This window comes from Bartonella sp. AA23NXGY (assembly GCF_042197165.1).
GTDB lineage: Bacteria > Pseudomonadota > Alphaproteobacteria > Rhizobiales > Rhizobiaceae > Bartonella.
Window position 1 is genome coordinate 1 of record NZ_JBHIRO010000002.1, and the last position, 12,821, is coordinate 12,821.

The following is a 12,821-nucleotide window of genomic DNA, read 5'->3' on the forward strand; positions in this document are numbered from 1 at the left end:
CTGATATAGTCGTGGTCTTTATTGATCGTGGTGATTACTACGGATCCATGGAGAAGGACACTATAGGTCGTATCATTGATCCAACGAAGCATCTGGACAGGCTTTGCTCTTCGAATAGTTGTAGTGATGGCATCTATCGCTACCCGATCACCAAATTCTTCTGGAAACCAAACTCCATGAATGGTCTTTGCATCATTGCCATAGCCGGTAAATTGCAAACTGGGTGCCTTTCCAAAACGCTCCATACAAACCCATGAGGCAGAAAACTCTTCTTCAAAGGATTGGAAATTTAGCCAATCCACATAAAATTGATGCGGTCCTAACATCATCAAAGGATCTCTCATAGGCTCCCTCCCCTCATTCTGTTCCCCCATGCAGCGCATTGGCACGTGCCCGTTGAATGGCATGGGCAACCGCACGACCAGTGGCCATGGGTTCACGCGCCCCATTAACATGCACTGTGACGTTTTGATTGTGTGTGATGGGGGAACGGTCTTTGTCTCTTTGCTCTCTCGCAGATGAATTTACAGGAGAAGCTCCCGCAAATTGCACGATGGGTTGAATGGCTGTTTTGCCACCAATATAAGAAACAGCGAATATAGTGGATCCGCTAGCTTTAATATCGCCTTGTAAAAGGTCTTTCCCTCTACTCTTTTTGCTATCAAATCCTGATTTTACAATTCCTTGCTCTCTTTTTTATACTCAAAATTGCCTCTAAAACAGGATAGATTAATCGTAAAAAATATATAAAAGAAGCAAATTATAACATTTTTTCTTATCCTTCTTAATACAAAATAACTGTTAAGCTACAATACGCTAACATTTATCAGTCATAAGTCCAAAACATCATATAATGACGAAACAAATTCATAGAGTGAAGATTTTTCACTATCAACCGTTGTATTAATCTTTCCATAATGCATAAAAATGATGAAGCGGCCCTCGCCCTTTCCCTACTTTTAAAGCATCTGAGGCAGTTAAAGCGCCATGCAAATAATCTTTTGCTTGTTTAACAGCGCAATCCAAAGGTTGGGTAGGTAACAGAGCTGCAATGGCAGCAGAAATGGTACACCCTGTCCCATGATCATGAGTGGTTGAAAGACGAGAGGCTTCAAGTATAACAAGGTTTTCACAATCACAATAAAGATCTGGACTAGAACAATCGTAATTTTCTGTACTATTTTTGGTCAGCGTATTCAAATGTCCCCCTTTTAACAAAACTGCATGACACCCTAGCGCCAAGAGTCGTGGAGCATATTGATACATAGTCTCTAAAGACCATTGCACTTCACATCCCAATAACAATGCAGCTTCAGGCAAATTTGGCGTGATCAAAGTTGACATCGGCACAAGAACATCACGCATAATTTCAATTGCATCAGACTTTAAAAGAACATCACCACTTTTTGCAACCATAACCGGATCAAAAACAATGAAACGCGCTTTATGATAAGCAAGACGTTCTGCAATAACCTGTGCAATCTGAGCATTTGCAACCATACCAATTTTAACGGCATCAACATGAATATCCTCAAAAACAGAATCAATTTGATCTGCAACAAAAGAAGCATCTAATGCCTGAAAAGAACGCACACCCTGAGTATTTTGTGCAACAACAGCTGTAACCACACTCATACCATAAGTTTTCATAGCTGAAAAAACCTTCAAATCCGCCTGCATTCCAGCGCCACCAGAAGGATCTGTTCCCGCAATAGATAAAATCCGTGGAATAAAAAGTTTATCTTTTTGTAATTCCATCAACCTCTTTCCTTCTGTTTTTAAATATCGGAAAATGAGTTACCGAAAAATAGATGCTTGAAAAAATATAAAGAAGATGTTTTCTCACGTGAATTATATTATATACGAAGTCTTCTTATAGATATAAAATGGAAAATGTAGTGCTTATCCTTCGTTCTATTCTTTTTACGTTCGCTTTTTATACATCAACTTTCATACAAATGATTCTTTACGCTCCCGTTTATTTTTTAATGCCCCGCAAAAAGGCATGGATTGTTCCTAAAACATGGGCGCGCGTTACACTCTTTTTGCAAAAATACATCGCAGGCACAAGTTATGAGATTGAAGGTTTAGAAAATCTTCCCAAAGGACCCTATATCATTGCTCCAAAGCATCAATCGGCTTGGGAAACTTTCAGTCTTGTTCCTTATTTTGATGATCCCACTCTCATTTTAAAACGTGAATTGATGTGGATTCCATTGTTTGGCTGGTATATGGCAAAAACGCAAATTATCCCCATTAACCGCACAACACCCATCAAAGCCTTAAAAATGATTATACAAAAAGCAAAAGAGAAAGTAAAACAAGGGCGCCAAATCTTGATTTTTCCCGAAGGAACACGCCGACAACCCGGTCAAGAACCAGATTATAAGTCAGGAATTGTCGCGCTCTATAATGAATTAGGACTTCAAGTTGTTCCTATTGCACATAATGCGGGTTTATATTGGCCACGCAATAATTTTCGCCGCTATCCCGGAACAATTCGTGTCCGTATTCTTCCCCCGATAGAGGCTGGTTTAAGCAAACGTGATTTTCTAGATCAACTTGTCCAAAAAACTGAAAAAGCGTGTGATGAACTGCTTCTCTTAGCAGCTCAAGACCCTACCCCTCCTCCTATGCCACCATACGCTGTTCAGAAACTTCAAAAACTAAATCAACATGAAACAATGCACTGATTGATAAGAATAATGCATAACTTTGTATATTGAGCGGAGTATAGGGAACAAAAATATAAGAAAGATACTTCAAACTTTCTAATTTAAAATTGTAAAACACTTGTACATGATAAGAAATGATCAATGTGTAAATTTTTTTGAAAAAGAATTCTTCCTCTCTTTAAAATCATTTAAATAACATACATCTCATTGATTTATAACGATGTTTTAGCGTTATTCAACTTGAATGAGAACCCTGAACACCGTAAGATTTTCTCATTTCAAATCTATTCTAGGTTGAATCAATTAGAATCATTTTCTTACACATTACAAGCGGGGATATCTGTGTGAATAAAACGATACAAGAAAAGATTAAAATGCTTTTTACGAACCGTCTCAAGTGCCAAGGGCTATCCTAACAGGAGAGCAAGAAAAATGCATGATTATGCAGATTCATTCCTTTCTGAGAAATTCAATCCCTCCAAGAACCTGAAATCTTGTACAATCTTCATTATTTAAAAAGTATTTCTTGAGATACTTAAGTCATCAAACCAAATTCAAGGGGAAAATAAAAATGAGAATTGGTTTTTATCCCACAGACACAACGGATACAGCAATTAACCATCTTTCCTTCCTATCCTAGACTTAAATGCTTTGTGTGCTACATTAAAACAATTCTAAATAACGAATAAGAGGGAACTAGATTTAAATTAATGCGACGTCTCTTCTATAATTTATTTTTTTCTGTGATTTTGAGTTTATCCAGCGCTGTTGCTCTAGCGCAGCCTTTTATTTCTGTTGATGTTACAACGAGGCGTATCTTAAAACATAATCAAGCTTTTGAGCGTTGGTATCCTGCTTCCTTGACAAAATTAATGACCGCTTATGTTATTTTTCGTGCCATGAGCCGAGGGGAAGTTTCACCAAACAAACATATCACCATCAGCGAATACGCCGCAAAAGCTCCCTCATATCGTTCAGGCTATAAAGCTGGTTCTGTACTCACACTTGATACAGCCTTAAGTATCACCATGGTTAAATCTACCAATGATTTAGCCATTGCCATGAGTGAAGCTGTTGCGGGTTCACAGAAAGATTTTGTACGTAAAATGAATAGCGAAGCTAAACGTTTAGGCATGTTTGGCACCCATTTTGCGAACGCAAGTGGTTTACCAGATCCTCAAAACTACTCCACGGCACGCGATATTGCTCTTTTAGCCGTTCAAATACGTCGAGAATTTCCACAATATGCTCATTATTTTTCTATTCCAGCCATTGATTTTGGTAATAATCGAAAAATCCAACATAACTCAAACAACCTCATTGGCCGTTTTTATGGGATAGACGGTATGAAAACAGGCTTTATTTGTGCCTCTGGTTTTAATCTTGTTGCCTCAGCCACCCGCAATAAACGTACAATTATTGCTGTCATTCTAGGTGCTAACAACATAAGTGAAAGAGAAGAAAAAGCTGCACAACTTCTTGAAATAGGATTTTTGCACCAAGGAAGCCCCCAATTAACACTAGCAACATTAAAACCTTATGGGAGCAACATAACACAAGCCAACAATATGAGACAACAAACATGCACACCTGAAGCCATAAAAATGCATGCAAATTCATATGATGATCAAGGAAATATTATTCTCACCTCACCTTTTATCACTGCTCCACCTTCTTTTTCTCATCCTTTATCAGTACACCTCATTCGTACGCCACAAACACCTAAAATGACAGTAAAACCACTAAGAAAACCCTATATTCCGTATAAAAGGCACGCAAACCATTCTATAAAAAGCCATAAATCATAATCTACAATTAATTATAATACTTTGATTTATAATGATAATTAATTATTTTGTACCTTATGTCAAAACCACAAGTATTGTAAGATTCTCTCATTTCAAATCTGTATTTGTTGAATCAATAAAACCAGTCTCTTGCGCGCCACAAGGTGGATGAACATGTAGATAAAATAATTAAAACAAGGAATAAAAGTCCTTTCAAGAACCAAGAATTATCATAACATTGACGCTAAAAGTGTATAATATACCCACGTGCACCTACCTTTATAAGCGTAAAGATAGTGGTACAATGGATTTCATGGGGGATTAACCATTATATCCCTCACGGACATCATTATAAATTGCTTAGACATACTGAGATATATTTTTTAAAAACAAAACTATGATTGATGATTAACATGAAAATAAAGCGCATCCCTCTCACGCTTATTACGGGTTTTTTAGGCTCTGGCAAAACAACTTTGCTCAACCGTATGCTACAAGACCCTCTTCTAACAGAATGTGCTGTTATCATCAATGAATTCGGCGAAATCAGTATTGACCACCTTCTGGTTGAAAAAACGACAGAAGGAATTATTGAGCTTGCCAATGGTTGCTTATGCTGTAATTTACGCAGTGATCTCATCGACACATTAATTGATTTAATAAATCGCGTTCAGACAGGACAGATCAAACAACTCCATCATATTATCATTGAAACCACAGGGATGGCTGATCCCGCCCCTATTTTACAAATACTTTTAAGCCACCCATTGTTTATTCAAACATTGTCCATAAATGCTGTTCTTGCAACATTTGATACATTAAGTCCACTTTCCATATGTAAGCGCTATCCTGAAATATATAAACAATTAATATTTGCTGATAAAATCATTCTCACCAAAACAGATCTTAGAGACCCACAAACGCTTTCAGATGCACTCCTTAGCACACTTAAAACAATGAATCCTACAGCACAAATCATTGACGCCCATTCTAAAGATTTCTGTTCAAATCTATTAATAAATAACACATTATGGGATGAAAAAGTAGAAAATACAAAACTTAAACAAAATCTTACGACTACCCCACATGATCATACCCCCCATAAAACCATTCGTACCTTTTCACTAAACTGTGAGGGTCCTGTTGATTACGCCACAATTGAAGCTTTTTTAGATCTCCTACAAGAGCGTTATGGTACAAAATTATTACGTATTAAAGCAATTATCGCATTGCGTGATGACCCTTATCGCCCACTTGTATTACATGGCGTACAAACATTTTTTCATCCTCCCATAAGATTGCCGGCATGGCCAAAAGGAATAAAACAAACACGTTTTGTCATCATTGCCGATGGTGTTGAAAAAGACGCAATACAAAAGCTCCTCAATGCTTTTTTTAATAAACCAGCAATAGATACTGCAGACAAAACAGCTCTCTTAGAAAATCCTCTGGTCATTCCAGGAATAAAATTTTAATTTTTTCTCCCCTTCAATGATATAATATTAAATTCATTGGCACCACCATCTTTATGCTTTTAAAGAAGCAAACCGGCACCATTACACACTTTGCTAATTCCCAATGTTGAAACAAGCCCTTGGTACTTGAGACGGTTTGTAAAAAGCATTTTAGTCTTTCTTGCACAGTTTCACCCACGCGGTTATCCCCGCTTGTAACGTGCAAGAAAATGGTTTTAATTTATTCAACATGGAACGGCTTTGAAATGAGAGAATCTTATGGTATTCAGGGTTCTAATTTAACTTGAATAACACTAAATTATCATTATAAATAAAATTGTTATGATAAAAAATTTAATATCCATCAATCTGCAAACAGATTGTTTTCTCTCTAAATGCGCTTCATCTGCAAACCACTTCATGTGATTCATTTCACAGACAGATTGACCAAATTCTTGGTTCTAAAATATTCTGCTCAACTCTATATTTATTCAAGCTAATTGAAATCAAAATCCCTGTTAAGAAAAAAACCAAAATCAGACAGAGGCAATATCGCATTTTAAAATATGTGAATGTGTCTTATATAACAGCACGACAAGACAATATTTTACAGCATAAAAGAATAAAACTCTTTGAAAGAAATAAAAAGAGAGGTACATTTCATGTTAACTTACTCTTCACTAAAAACGAAGATTGATACCAGTAACGATGTGCAAACAATCCAACTTCTTTGAGAAAATTCCTCTTGGCTTCCCACTTCATATGATTTACTTACATAAAGCTCTATGAAAAAACTCTGCGCTTTAAAATATTGACTACTCACTTAAACACCTTATGTGCAAAGTTTTTGCATATCCTGTATCACCATTATTAAGTGATAGTGTTTACGGTGCTGTAGGATACAATAACACTCACTGCATTAGAGAAACTGAATTTTTATCAATATCGCGATTAAAAACGTAACGTTTTCCATAAACCTCAACAGTTGGAGGTTGACGATTTTTTTCAAAAAAATCATAACCTTTCTTAAGCATAACCCAGAATTGATAATGAGGATTCTTGCTATGACGTGACATATTATCCTTGGTCATGCGGAAAGGAAAAGCCTGCAACTGAAACTCTCTTTGTCCTCCTTTAAAAGCATCCCGTGCAAACGCATAAATCTGAGCCATGTTCTTATCACTCATAGAATAACAACCTGCGGAAAAGCAAGAACCATGCACCATAAGATTGCTTCCTGTGCGACCATTTTCCTGATCATAAAGGTTAGGAAATCCTATATTAAAAGAGAGATAATATTTTGAATAAGGATTCATTTGGTTTGCGCTAATAGTATAAAAACCCTCTGGTGTCTGAAGATCCCCTTCTTTATATTTAGGTCCAAGCTTACCAGACCATTTGCAAATGCCATAGCGAGCAACCAAGATAAAAGGTCCTGAACGAGATTGCTTCCAAACTTCAGCAAGATTTTCTTCCTTAAAAAACCGCATCATAATCGGTGCATAGGGATCTATATCATACAGAACCATTCTATTTTTGATTTCTTGCGGCAACGGCTGCTCAACTTTAGCGCGAATAGAGGCTGGTAATCTTCCTTCACATGCTGTCAATAGTCCCATTACAAACAACACACACACAGCAAGGAATCTGCTAAATGTCATCGAATAAAACTCCAATCCAACACCCCTCACAAAAAATAACCTATGTTAGAGATCGACCAATTTGAAGGTATTTTTCCCTTCGCTCTTGTTTAAGCACTTGACCATCTTTTCCAGCCATAGCTTTTAAAGCTTCTGAAATAACATCACCCGTTGCATCAATGACAATCTCTTTGCCACGATGCGCTCCCCCTAAAGGTTCCGAAATAATGCCATCAATAATCTTTAAGCGATACAAATCTTGAGCGGTAATACGCATATTCATTGCAGCATCTTTTGCACGAGCTGGATCACGCCATAAGATAGAAGCTGCTCCTTCTGGTGAAATAACAGAGTAAATTGCGTGCTCCAACATATAAACTTTGTTGGCAGCCGCGATTGCTATCGCCCCTCCAGAACCGCCTTCTCCAATAACAACGGAAACCACAGGAACTTTCAAACGCAAAGTTGTAGCTGTTGATTGAGCAATTGCTTCCGCTTGCCCACGTTCTTCAGCGCTTACCCCAGGATAAGCACCTGCTGTATCAATAAAAGTGAGGAGTGGCAAACCAAAGCGGTCAGCCATTTCCATAATACGTACAGCTTTACGATAGCCTTCTGGACGCGCAGAACCAAAATTATAGCGCAAACGTGTTTGCGTATCGTGACCTTTCTCTTGACCGATATAAGCAACGGCCTCACCTTTAAAGCGTGCAAACCCCGCTTGAATAGCCTCATCTTCAGCAAACTTGCGATCTCCGGCCAAAGGCGTAACGTCACTCAATAGGCGTTTAGAATAGTCCATAAAATGGGGACGATCCGGATGACGAGCGACTTGTGTTTTTTGCCACGGCGATAATTTTTTATAAATATCGCGCAACGCTGTTTGGGAACGCGTTTCAAGACGAGCAATCTCGTCACTCATATCAAGACTGCCTTTTTCCTGAGAAATTTTTTTTAATTCAAGAATTTTCCCATCAAGATCAGCAACTGGTTTTTCAAAATCAAGATAATTATACATTTGTGTCAACTCATTCAGTGTCACTTATACACTTATAATTTGCTTTATAAAGTCTTTTTCAAAAACATCACCTTTTCTTTAACGAGCCTTTTGCTCATCGGCAAGTGGATGATGCTCATTGACTAAACGATAAAGTCCCTCTTCCAACACATGGGTATAAATCTGAGTGGTAGCAATATCAGAATGACCTAACAAATGTTGAACGGCACGCAAATCAGCACCATTTTGCAAAAGATGACTAGCAAAAGCATGACGCAACACATGGGGAGAAAAGCTATCACTTCCTATCCCTGCTCTTCTAGCGAGATTTTTCAACTCTCGTGCAACGACTTGACGAGCAATATATCCTGTCTCGGAATGCGCAGGAAAAAGATAAGAACTCGTAGCGTCCTTTCCCTGATCACGCAAATTTAACCACTGTGAAAGAACTTGGCATGCTTTTTTTGATAACAGCACCATTCGTTCTTTTTTGCCCTTACCACGAACCAAAACGCTGTATTCATTCCTTCGAACAGACTGAACCGGCAGACTCACCAACTCACTAATACGTAACCCTGTTGCATAAAGCATTTCAATCAATAGCTGAAGACGCAGTGCACGGAAATAACCTTTGGACCCATAGTCTGCTTGGTTGACTTCTAACTCCGCAAAATCAAGCAATTTTATCACTGCATCTTCACTCATGATTTTGGGCAAAGGACGCCTCTGACGAGGTGCATCAATATCATGAGAGGGATCATCTGCTCTCAACCCTTCAGCATAAAGGAATTGATAAAACTGACGCAAAGTTGATAAACGGCGCGCTTGCGACGATGCCGCAAAACCAAAAGTATGCATAAGTGACAAAAGAGTAATTAAATCTTCTTTTTGTGCTGAAAAAAGCGAAACAGAGTGTGAAGACAATTCGTCTTGTGCCCACTGCAAATCATGCTGATAAGCCGCAAGCGTATGAGACGAAGCCCCTCTCTCCGCACTCATCATCTCAAGAAAATGATCTATCACAGCACCACTTTTCATTTCATTGATTCGCTTCCGTAGAAAGATTCCATGAATTCAAGGGAACATCAATGTACATATCCACAGTTACTGGTTCAACCCAAACCACAAGAGCACCCATTATAATGAAAAGAACAGAAAGCAAAATGAAAAGAATCATCAAAAATCTAGTCAATGTTGGCATAAGACAATAACCTACCCAAAAATATTCTATCTCGTATTATGCCTCACAAAGATTAACAGGAATTGACTTTAAGATGGATAAATGCCGAAATAAAGTTATGAAAAGCAATCGACAAAAACGCGTCCCCATAACACAAATAAAGAATCAGCTCTTATCGTCCCTTGATAAAAGAGCACTTGTCCTTGTTGGTCTTATGGGGGCAGGCAAATCAGTGATCGGAAAACGCGTCGCCACCATGCTTCGTTTACCTTTTTATGATTCTGACCAAGAAATTGAAAAAGCTGCACAAATGACAATCACGGAACTCTTTGAAATTTATGGTGAATCCGAATTTCGTGCTCTTGAACAGCGTGTTATTCTAAACCTCATGAAAAAAAGTCCCCTTGTTTTAGCAACAGGTGGTGGTGCCTACATAAATGAAAATATCCGAAAAGCCATTCACCAAAATGGTATATCCATATGGCTAAAAGTCGATCTTGATATCCTCATGCAACGTGTCTCAAAGCACCCAACACGTCCCCTGCTTCAAACAGCCAATCCTAAAGAAACCATGCAAAAACTCATGGAACAGCGTTATCCTATCTATGCAAAGGCAAACTTAACAATTAACAGTCATAAAGAAAGCCGTCATACCGTAGCACAAAATGTTATACGATCCGTACAGCACTACCTATACACAGAAATTAACAATAGGGATAACCAGCATGCAAACCAAAACCGTCACTGTTAAACTGGACAAACACTGTTACGATATCATCATTGGTCCGGGTCTGATTACACAAGCTGCTTCACAAATTAAACATGCTCTTAATAAAAAAGATCCTCATCAAACGCGCTTGGCACTTGTTACAGATACAAATGTTGCTTCCCTTCATTTGGAGATATTGCAAGCAGAATTAACAAAAAATAAAATTCATACTGTCCCTATTATTGTAGAAGCGGGAGAACAATCAAAATCATTTTCAACCCTGCAAGTTGTTATCGATCAAATTCTTGCTGCACGCTTAGAAAGAGGCGACTGTGTTATTGCTTTTGGCGGTGGTGTCATTGGTGATCTAGCAGGATTTGCGGCAAGTATAATCCGCCGTGGCATGAACTTCATTCAAATGCCCACAACGCTTCTTGCACAAATTGATTCTTCTGTTGGTGGAAAAACGGGAATCAATAGCCAATATGGCAAAAATCTTATTGGTGCCTTTTATCAACCACAATGCGTTATTGCTGACACGTGTCTTCTTGATACCCTGCCACCGCGTGAATTTCGCGCTGGCTACGCAGAAATAGTAAAATACGGTCTCATTAACCAACCTGACTTTTTTGAGTGGCTTGAAAAAAATGGGCAGAAAATTTTCTCTAACGGCCCTATGCGAACAGAGGCCATTGTTCGCTCATGCCAATTTAAAGCTGCCATTGTAGCACGTGATGAGTACGAAACGGGAGAGCGCGCACTCTTAAATCTCGGCCATACATTTGGACACATGCTTGAAACAGCAACCGCTTATGACTCCAACCGTTTAATCCATGGCGAAAGTGTAGCAATTGGGATAATTCTAGCTCATCAATTCTCTGCTCAATTAAATTTAATAAGCCCCACGCTTACACAACGCATTGAAGCGCACTTCAAATCTATAGGATTGCCTACACAATTAAAGGATATCCCAGGGTCTCTACCAGATGCTGAAACTTTAATGACTCTCATTGCCCAAGATAAAAAAGTTTCGCAAAACAATTTGACTTTCATATTAACACGCGGACTTGGCCAATCATTTATTGCAAAAAATGTTTCACCAGATGCAGTTTTATCCTTTTTGGAACAAAAATTAACAGAAATTCGTTAATTCATATTGAATATAATTGATTCGTTTTTATACTTCTATTAAAGATTAAATATGATGATGTCTGCGTAGCTCAGTAGGATAGAGCACAGGATTCCTAAAGAAATTGGGCACTTTGAGGAGAAATCCTCAAAGTGAATCTGCTCAAATTCGGGGAAAGCTTCATGGGCGACTATATGCCAATCCCGAGCCAAGTCTCTTTTCAAATGAGAGAAAGGTGTAGAGACTGAACGGGCAGCACCTAAAGAGCAAAAGCTTCAAGGTGAAGAGACAGTCCAGACCACAAACAGCCGATAAGGCTGGCGGTGAAAATCGAAGTGGTATGAATCCTGGGGTCGCAGGTTCGAATCCTGCCGTAGACACCATCGTATCAGTCAAATTATTCTTTGTGCACAATATTAGGAATATAGGGAAGCATCATGAAAAAAACTTTGCACATTTTAGGATTTTTCACCGCTTTAAGTTTATCACTCTTCAGCTCAAACAATAGCTTAGCTGGTTCTTTAATCATTGAAGTACCAGACAATCCAGAGCCCAAAACAGAGACCATTACCTATCAGTGTGAAACTGGAGCAGGTAAAGAGCGCATTGAGGCAGTCTATCTTAATGCTGATAATATTTCGTTGGTTGATTTCAAATGGAACGGTGATCGTGTCATTGCTGCTAATGTCATCGCGGCAACAGGAGCAAAATTTGCAGGAGCTCAGTATATCTGGTGGGAGAAGAACAAAGAAGTCACTCTTTATGACCTTGCTCAGGATCCAGAAGAAAAAAAACCTATCCTCTGTAAAGATGAGTCAACATTATTATTTTAAATAACACGGGAAATATTATGAAAAAAATTTCTTTTACTAAACAATTTTTCATTACTTTAAGTGTGCTCCTCCTCGGTTCAATTAATGCATTAGCAAGTTCTTTAGTCATTGAAGTACCAGATGATCCAGAACCAACAACAGAGACCGTCTCCTATCAATGCGATATGGGAACAAGCAAAGAGTATGTTGAAGCAACTTATTATAATGCTGGCAATATTGCGCTTGTTGATTTAAAATGGAACGGTAAGCGCATCGTTGGTTCTAATGTAATTGCCGCTTCTGGAGGAAAATATGTGGGTGGACAATACATTTGGTGGATAACTAAAAATGAAGCCATATTTTACGATCTTATTAATGATCCAAAAGAAGAAAAGCCCATCCACTGTGTAGAAGAAAAAAGCACAGAATAAGGAAGAT

General features: G+C 38.3%; 13 protein-coding genes. 7 read left to right on the forward strand and 6 right to left on the reverse strand.

The annotated features are described in order from the left end of the window. The 3 genes from ACFINY_RS01175 to thiD form a co-directional block, all read right to left on the reverse strand. On the reverse strand, window positions 1-344 hold a 344-nt coding region (locus ACFINY_RS01175), incomplete at its 3' end, for a phage tail protein (protein WP_375700764.1). 13 nt (window positions 345-357) lie between these two features. Beyond that, window positions 358-552: a hypothetical protein gene (locus tag ACFINY_RS01180; protein ID WP_375611306.1), complete on the reverse strand. Its 195-nt coding sequence runs from the start codon at window positions 550-552 to the stop codon at window positions 358-360. A 351-nt stretch (window positions 553-903) separates the two neighbouring features. Then, window positions 904-1,758 carry a bifunctional hydroxymethylpyrimidine kinase/phosphomethylpyrimidine kinase gene (gene thiD / locus ACFINY_RS01185; protein WP_375611307.1) on the reverse strand — a complete coding sequence of 285 codons (855 nt, stop codon included), beginning with the start codon at window positions 1,756-1,758 and terminating at the stop codon, window positions 904-906. A 128-nt stretch (window positions 1,759-1,886) separates the two neighbouring features. On the opposite strand from thiD, the gene ACFINY_RS01190 reads away from it, so the two are divergent. The 3 genes from ACFINY_RS01190 (at window position 1,887) to ACFINY_RS01200 (ending at window position 5,937) form a co-directional block, all read left to right on the forward strand. Then, on the forward strand, window positions 1,887-2,693 hold the full coding sequence (locus tag ACFINY_RS01190) for a lysophospholipid acyltransferase family protein (protein ID WP_375611308.1): 807 nt from the start codon (window positions 1,887-1,889) through the stop codon (window positions 2,691-2,693). A gap of 692 nt (window positions 2,694-3,385) precedes the next feature. Further along, window positions 3,386-4,483, forward strand: coding sequence for a D-alanyl-D-alanine carboxypeptidase family protein (locus ACFINY_RS01195; RefSeq protein WP_375611309.1), 1,098 nt, complete (start codon window positions 3,386-3,388; stop codon window positions 4,481-4,483). 392 nt (window positions 4,484-4,875) lie between these two features. Continuing rightward, a complete protein-coding gene (locus tag ACFINY_RS01200) occupies window positions 4,876-5,937 on the forward strand; it encodes a CobW family GTP-binding protein (RefSeq protein ID WP_375611310.1) in 1,062 nt (353 codons plus the stop codon). Window positions 5,938-6,827: 890 nt separating this feature from the next. Here ACFINY_RS01200 and ACFINY_RS01205 read toward each other — a convergent pair. From ACFINY_RS01205 to ACFINY_RS01215, 3 genes are all read right to left on the reverse strand, one after another. After that, a complete protein-coding gene (locus ACFINY_RS01205) occupies window positions 6,828-7,577 on the reverse strand; it encodes a L,D-transpeptidase family protein (protein ID WP_375628563.1) in 750 nt (249 codons plus the stop codon). A 40-nt stretch (window positions 7,578-7,617) separates the two neighbouring features. Continuing rightward, window positions 7,618-8,574: an acetyl-CoA carboxylase carboxyltransferase subunit alpha gene (locus tag ACFINY_RS01210; RefSeq protein ID WP_375611312.1), complete on the reverse strand. Its 957-nt coding sequence runs from the start codon at window positions 8,572-8,574 to the stop codon at window positions 7,618-7,620. Window positions 8,575-8,652: 78 nt separating this feature from the next. Next, a complete protein-coding gene (locus ACFINY_RS01215) occupies window positions 8,653-9,591 on the reverse strand; it encodes a site-specific tyrosine recombinase XerD (RefSeq protein ID WP_375611313.1) in 939 nt (312 codons plus the stop codon). A gap of 260 nt (window positions 9,592-9,851) precedes the next feature. Here ACFINY_RS01215 and ACFINY_RS01220 point away from each other — a divergent pair, with 260 nt between their 5' ends. The 4 genes from ACFINY_RS01220 to ACFINY_RS01235 all read left to right on the forward strand — a co-directional run bounded on the left by ACFINY_RS01220 (window position 9,852) and on the right by ACFINY_RS01235 (window position 12,814). Continuing rightward, window positions 9,852-10,484, forward strand: coding sequence for a shikimate kinase (locus tag ACFINY_RS01220; RefSeq protein ID WP_375606223.1), 633 nt, complete (start codon window positions 9,852-9,854; stop codon window positions 10,482-10,484). After that, window positions 10,459-11,592: a 3-dehydroquinate synthase gene (aroB, locus tag ACFINY_RS01225; protein ID WP_375638134.1), complete on the forward strand. Its 1,134-nt coding sequence runs from the start codon at window positions 10,459-10,461 to the stop codon at window positions 11,590-11,592. Before ACFINY_RS01220 ends, aroB begins: the two co-directional genes overlap by 26 nt. Window positions 11,593-12,008: 416 nt before the next feature. Next, a complete protein-coding gene (locus ACFINY_RS01230; protein ID WP_375611315.1) occupies window positions 12,009-12,404 on the forward strand; it encodes an MliC family protein in 396 nt (131 codons plus the stop codon). A gap of 17 nt (window positions 12,405-12,421) precedes the next feature. After that, entirely contained in the window at window positions 12,422-12,814 is a 393-nt protein-coding gene (locus ACFINY_RS01235) for an MliC family protein (protein ID WP_375611316.1), read from the forward strand. Window positions 12,815-12,821 lie beyond the last annotated feature (7 nt).

Excerpts from the sequence above, each read along its gene's own strand:
- thiD (WP_375611307.1), bottom strand. The coding sequence starts at position 1,758 with ATGGAATTACAAAAAGATAAACTTTTTATTCCACGGATTTTATCTATT.
- ACFINY_RS01190 (WP_375611308.1), top strand. The coding sequence starts at position 1,887 with ATGGAAAATGTAGTGCTTATCCTTCGTTCTATTCTTTTTACGTTCGCT.
- ACFINY_RS01195 (WP_375611309.1), top strand. The coding sequence starts at position 3,386 with ATGCGACGTCTCTTCTATAATTTATTTTTTTCTGTGATTTTGAGTTTA.
- ACFINY_RS01200 (WP_375611310.1), top strand. The coding sequence starts at position 4,876 with ATGAAAATAAAGCGCATCCCTCTCACGCTTATTACGGGTTTTTTAGGC.
- ACFINY_RS01205 (WP_375628563.1), bottom strand. The coding sequence starts at position 7,577 with ATGACATTTAGCAGATTCCTTGCTGTGTGTGTGTTGTTTGTAATGGGA.
- ACFINY_RS01210 (WP_375611312.1), bottom strand. The coding sequence starts at position 8,574 with ATGTATAATTATCTTGATTTTGAAAAACCAGTTGCTGATCTTGATGGG.
- ACFINY_RS01215 (WP_375611313.1), bottom strand. The coding sequence starts at position 9,591 with ATGAAAAGTGGTGCTGTGATAGATCATTTTCTTGAGATGATGAGTGCG.
- ACFINY_RS01220 (WP_375606223.1), top strand. The coding sequence starts at position 9,852 with ATGAAAAGCAATCGACAAAAACGCGTCCCCATAACACAAATAAAGAAT.
- aroB (WP_375638134.1), top strand. The coding sequence starts at position 10,459 with ATGCAAACCAAAACCGTCACTGTTAAACTGGACAAACACTGTTACGAT.
- ACFINY_RS01230 (WP_375611315.1), top strand. The coding sequence starts at position 12,009 with ATGAAAAAAACTTTGCACATTTTAGGATTTTTCACCGCTTTAAGTTTA.
- ACFINY_RS01235 (WP_375611316.1), top strand. The coding sequence starts at position 12,422 with ATGAAAAAAATTTCTTTTACTAAACAATTTTTCATTACTTTAAGTGTG.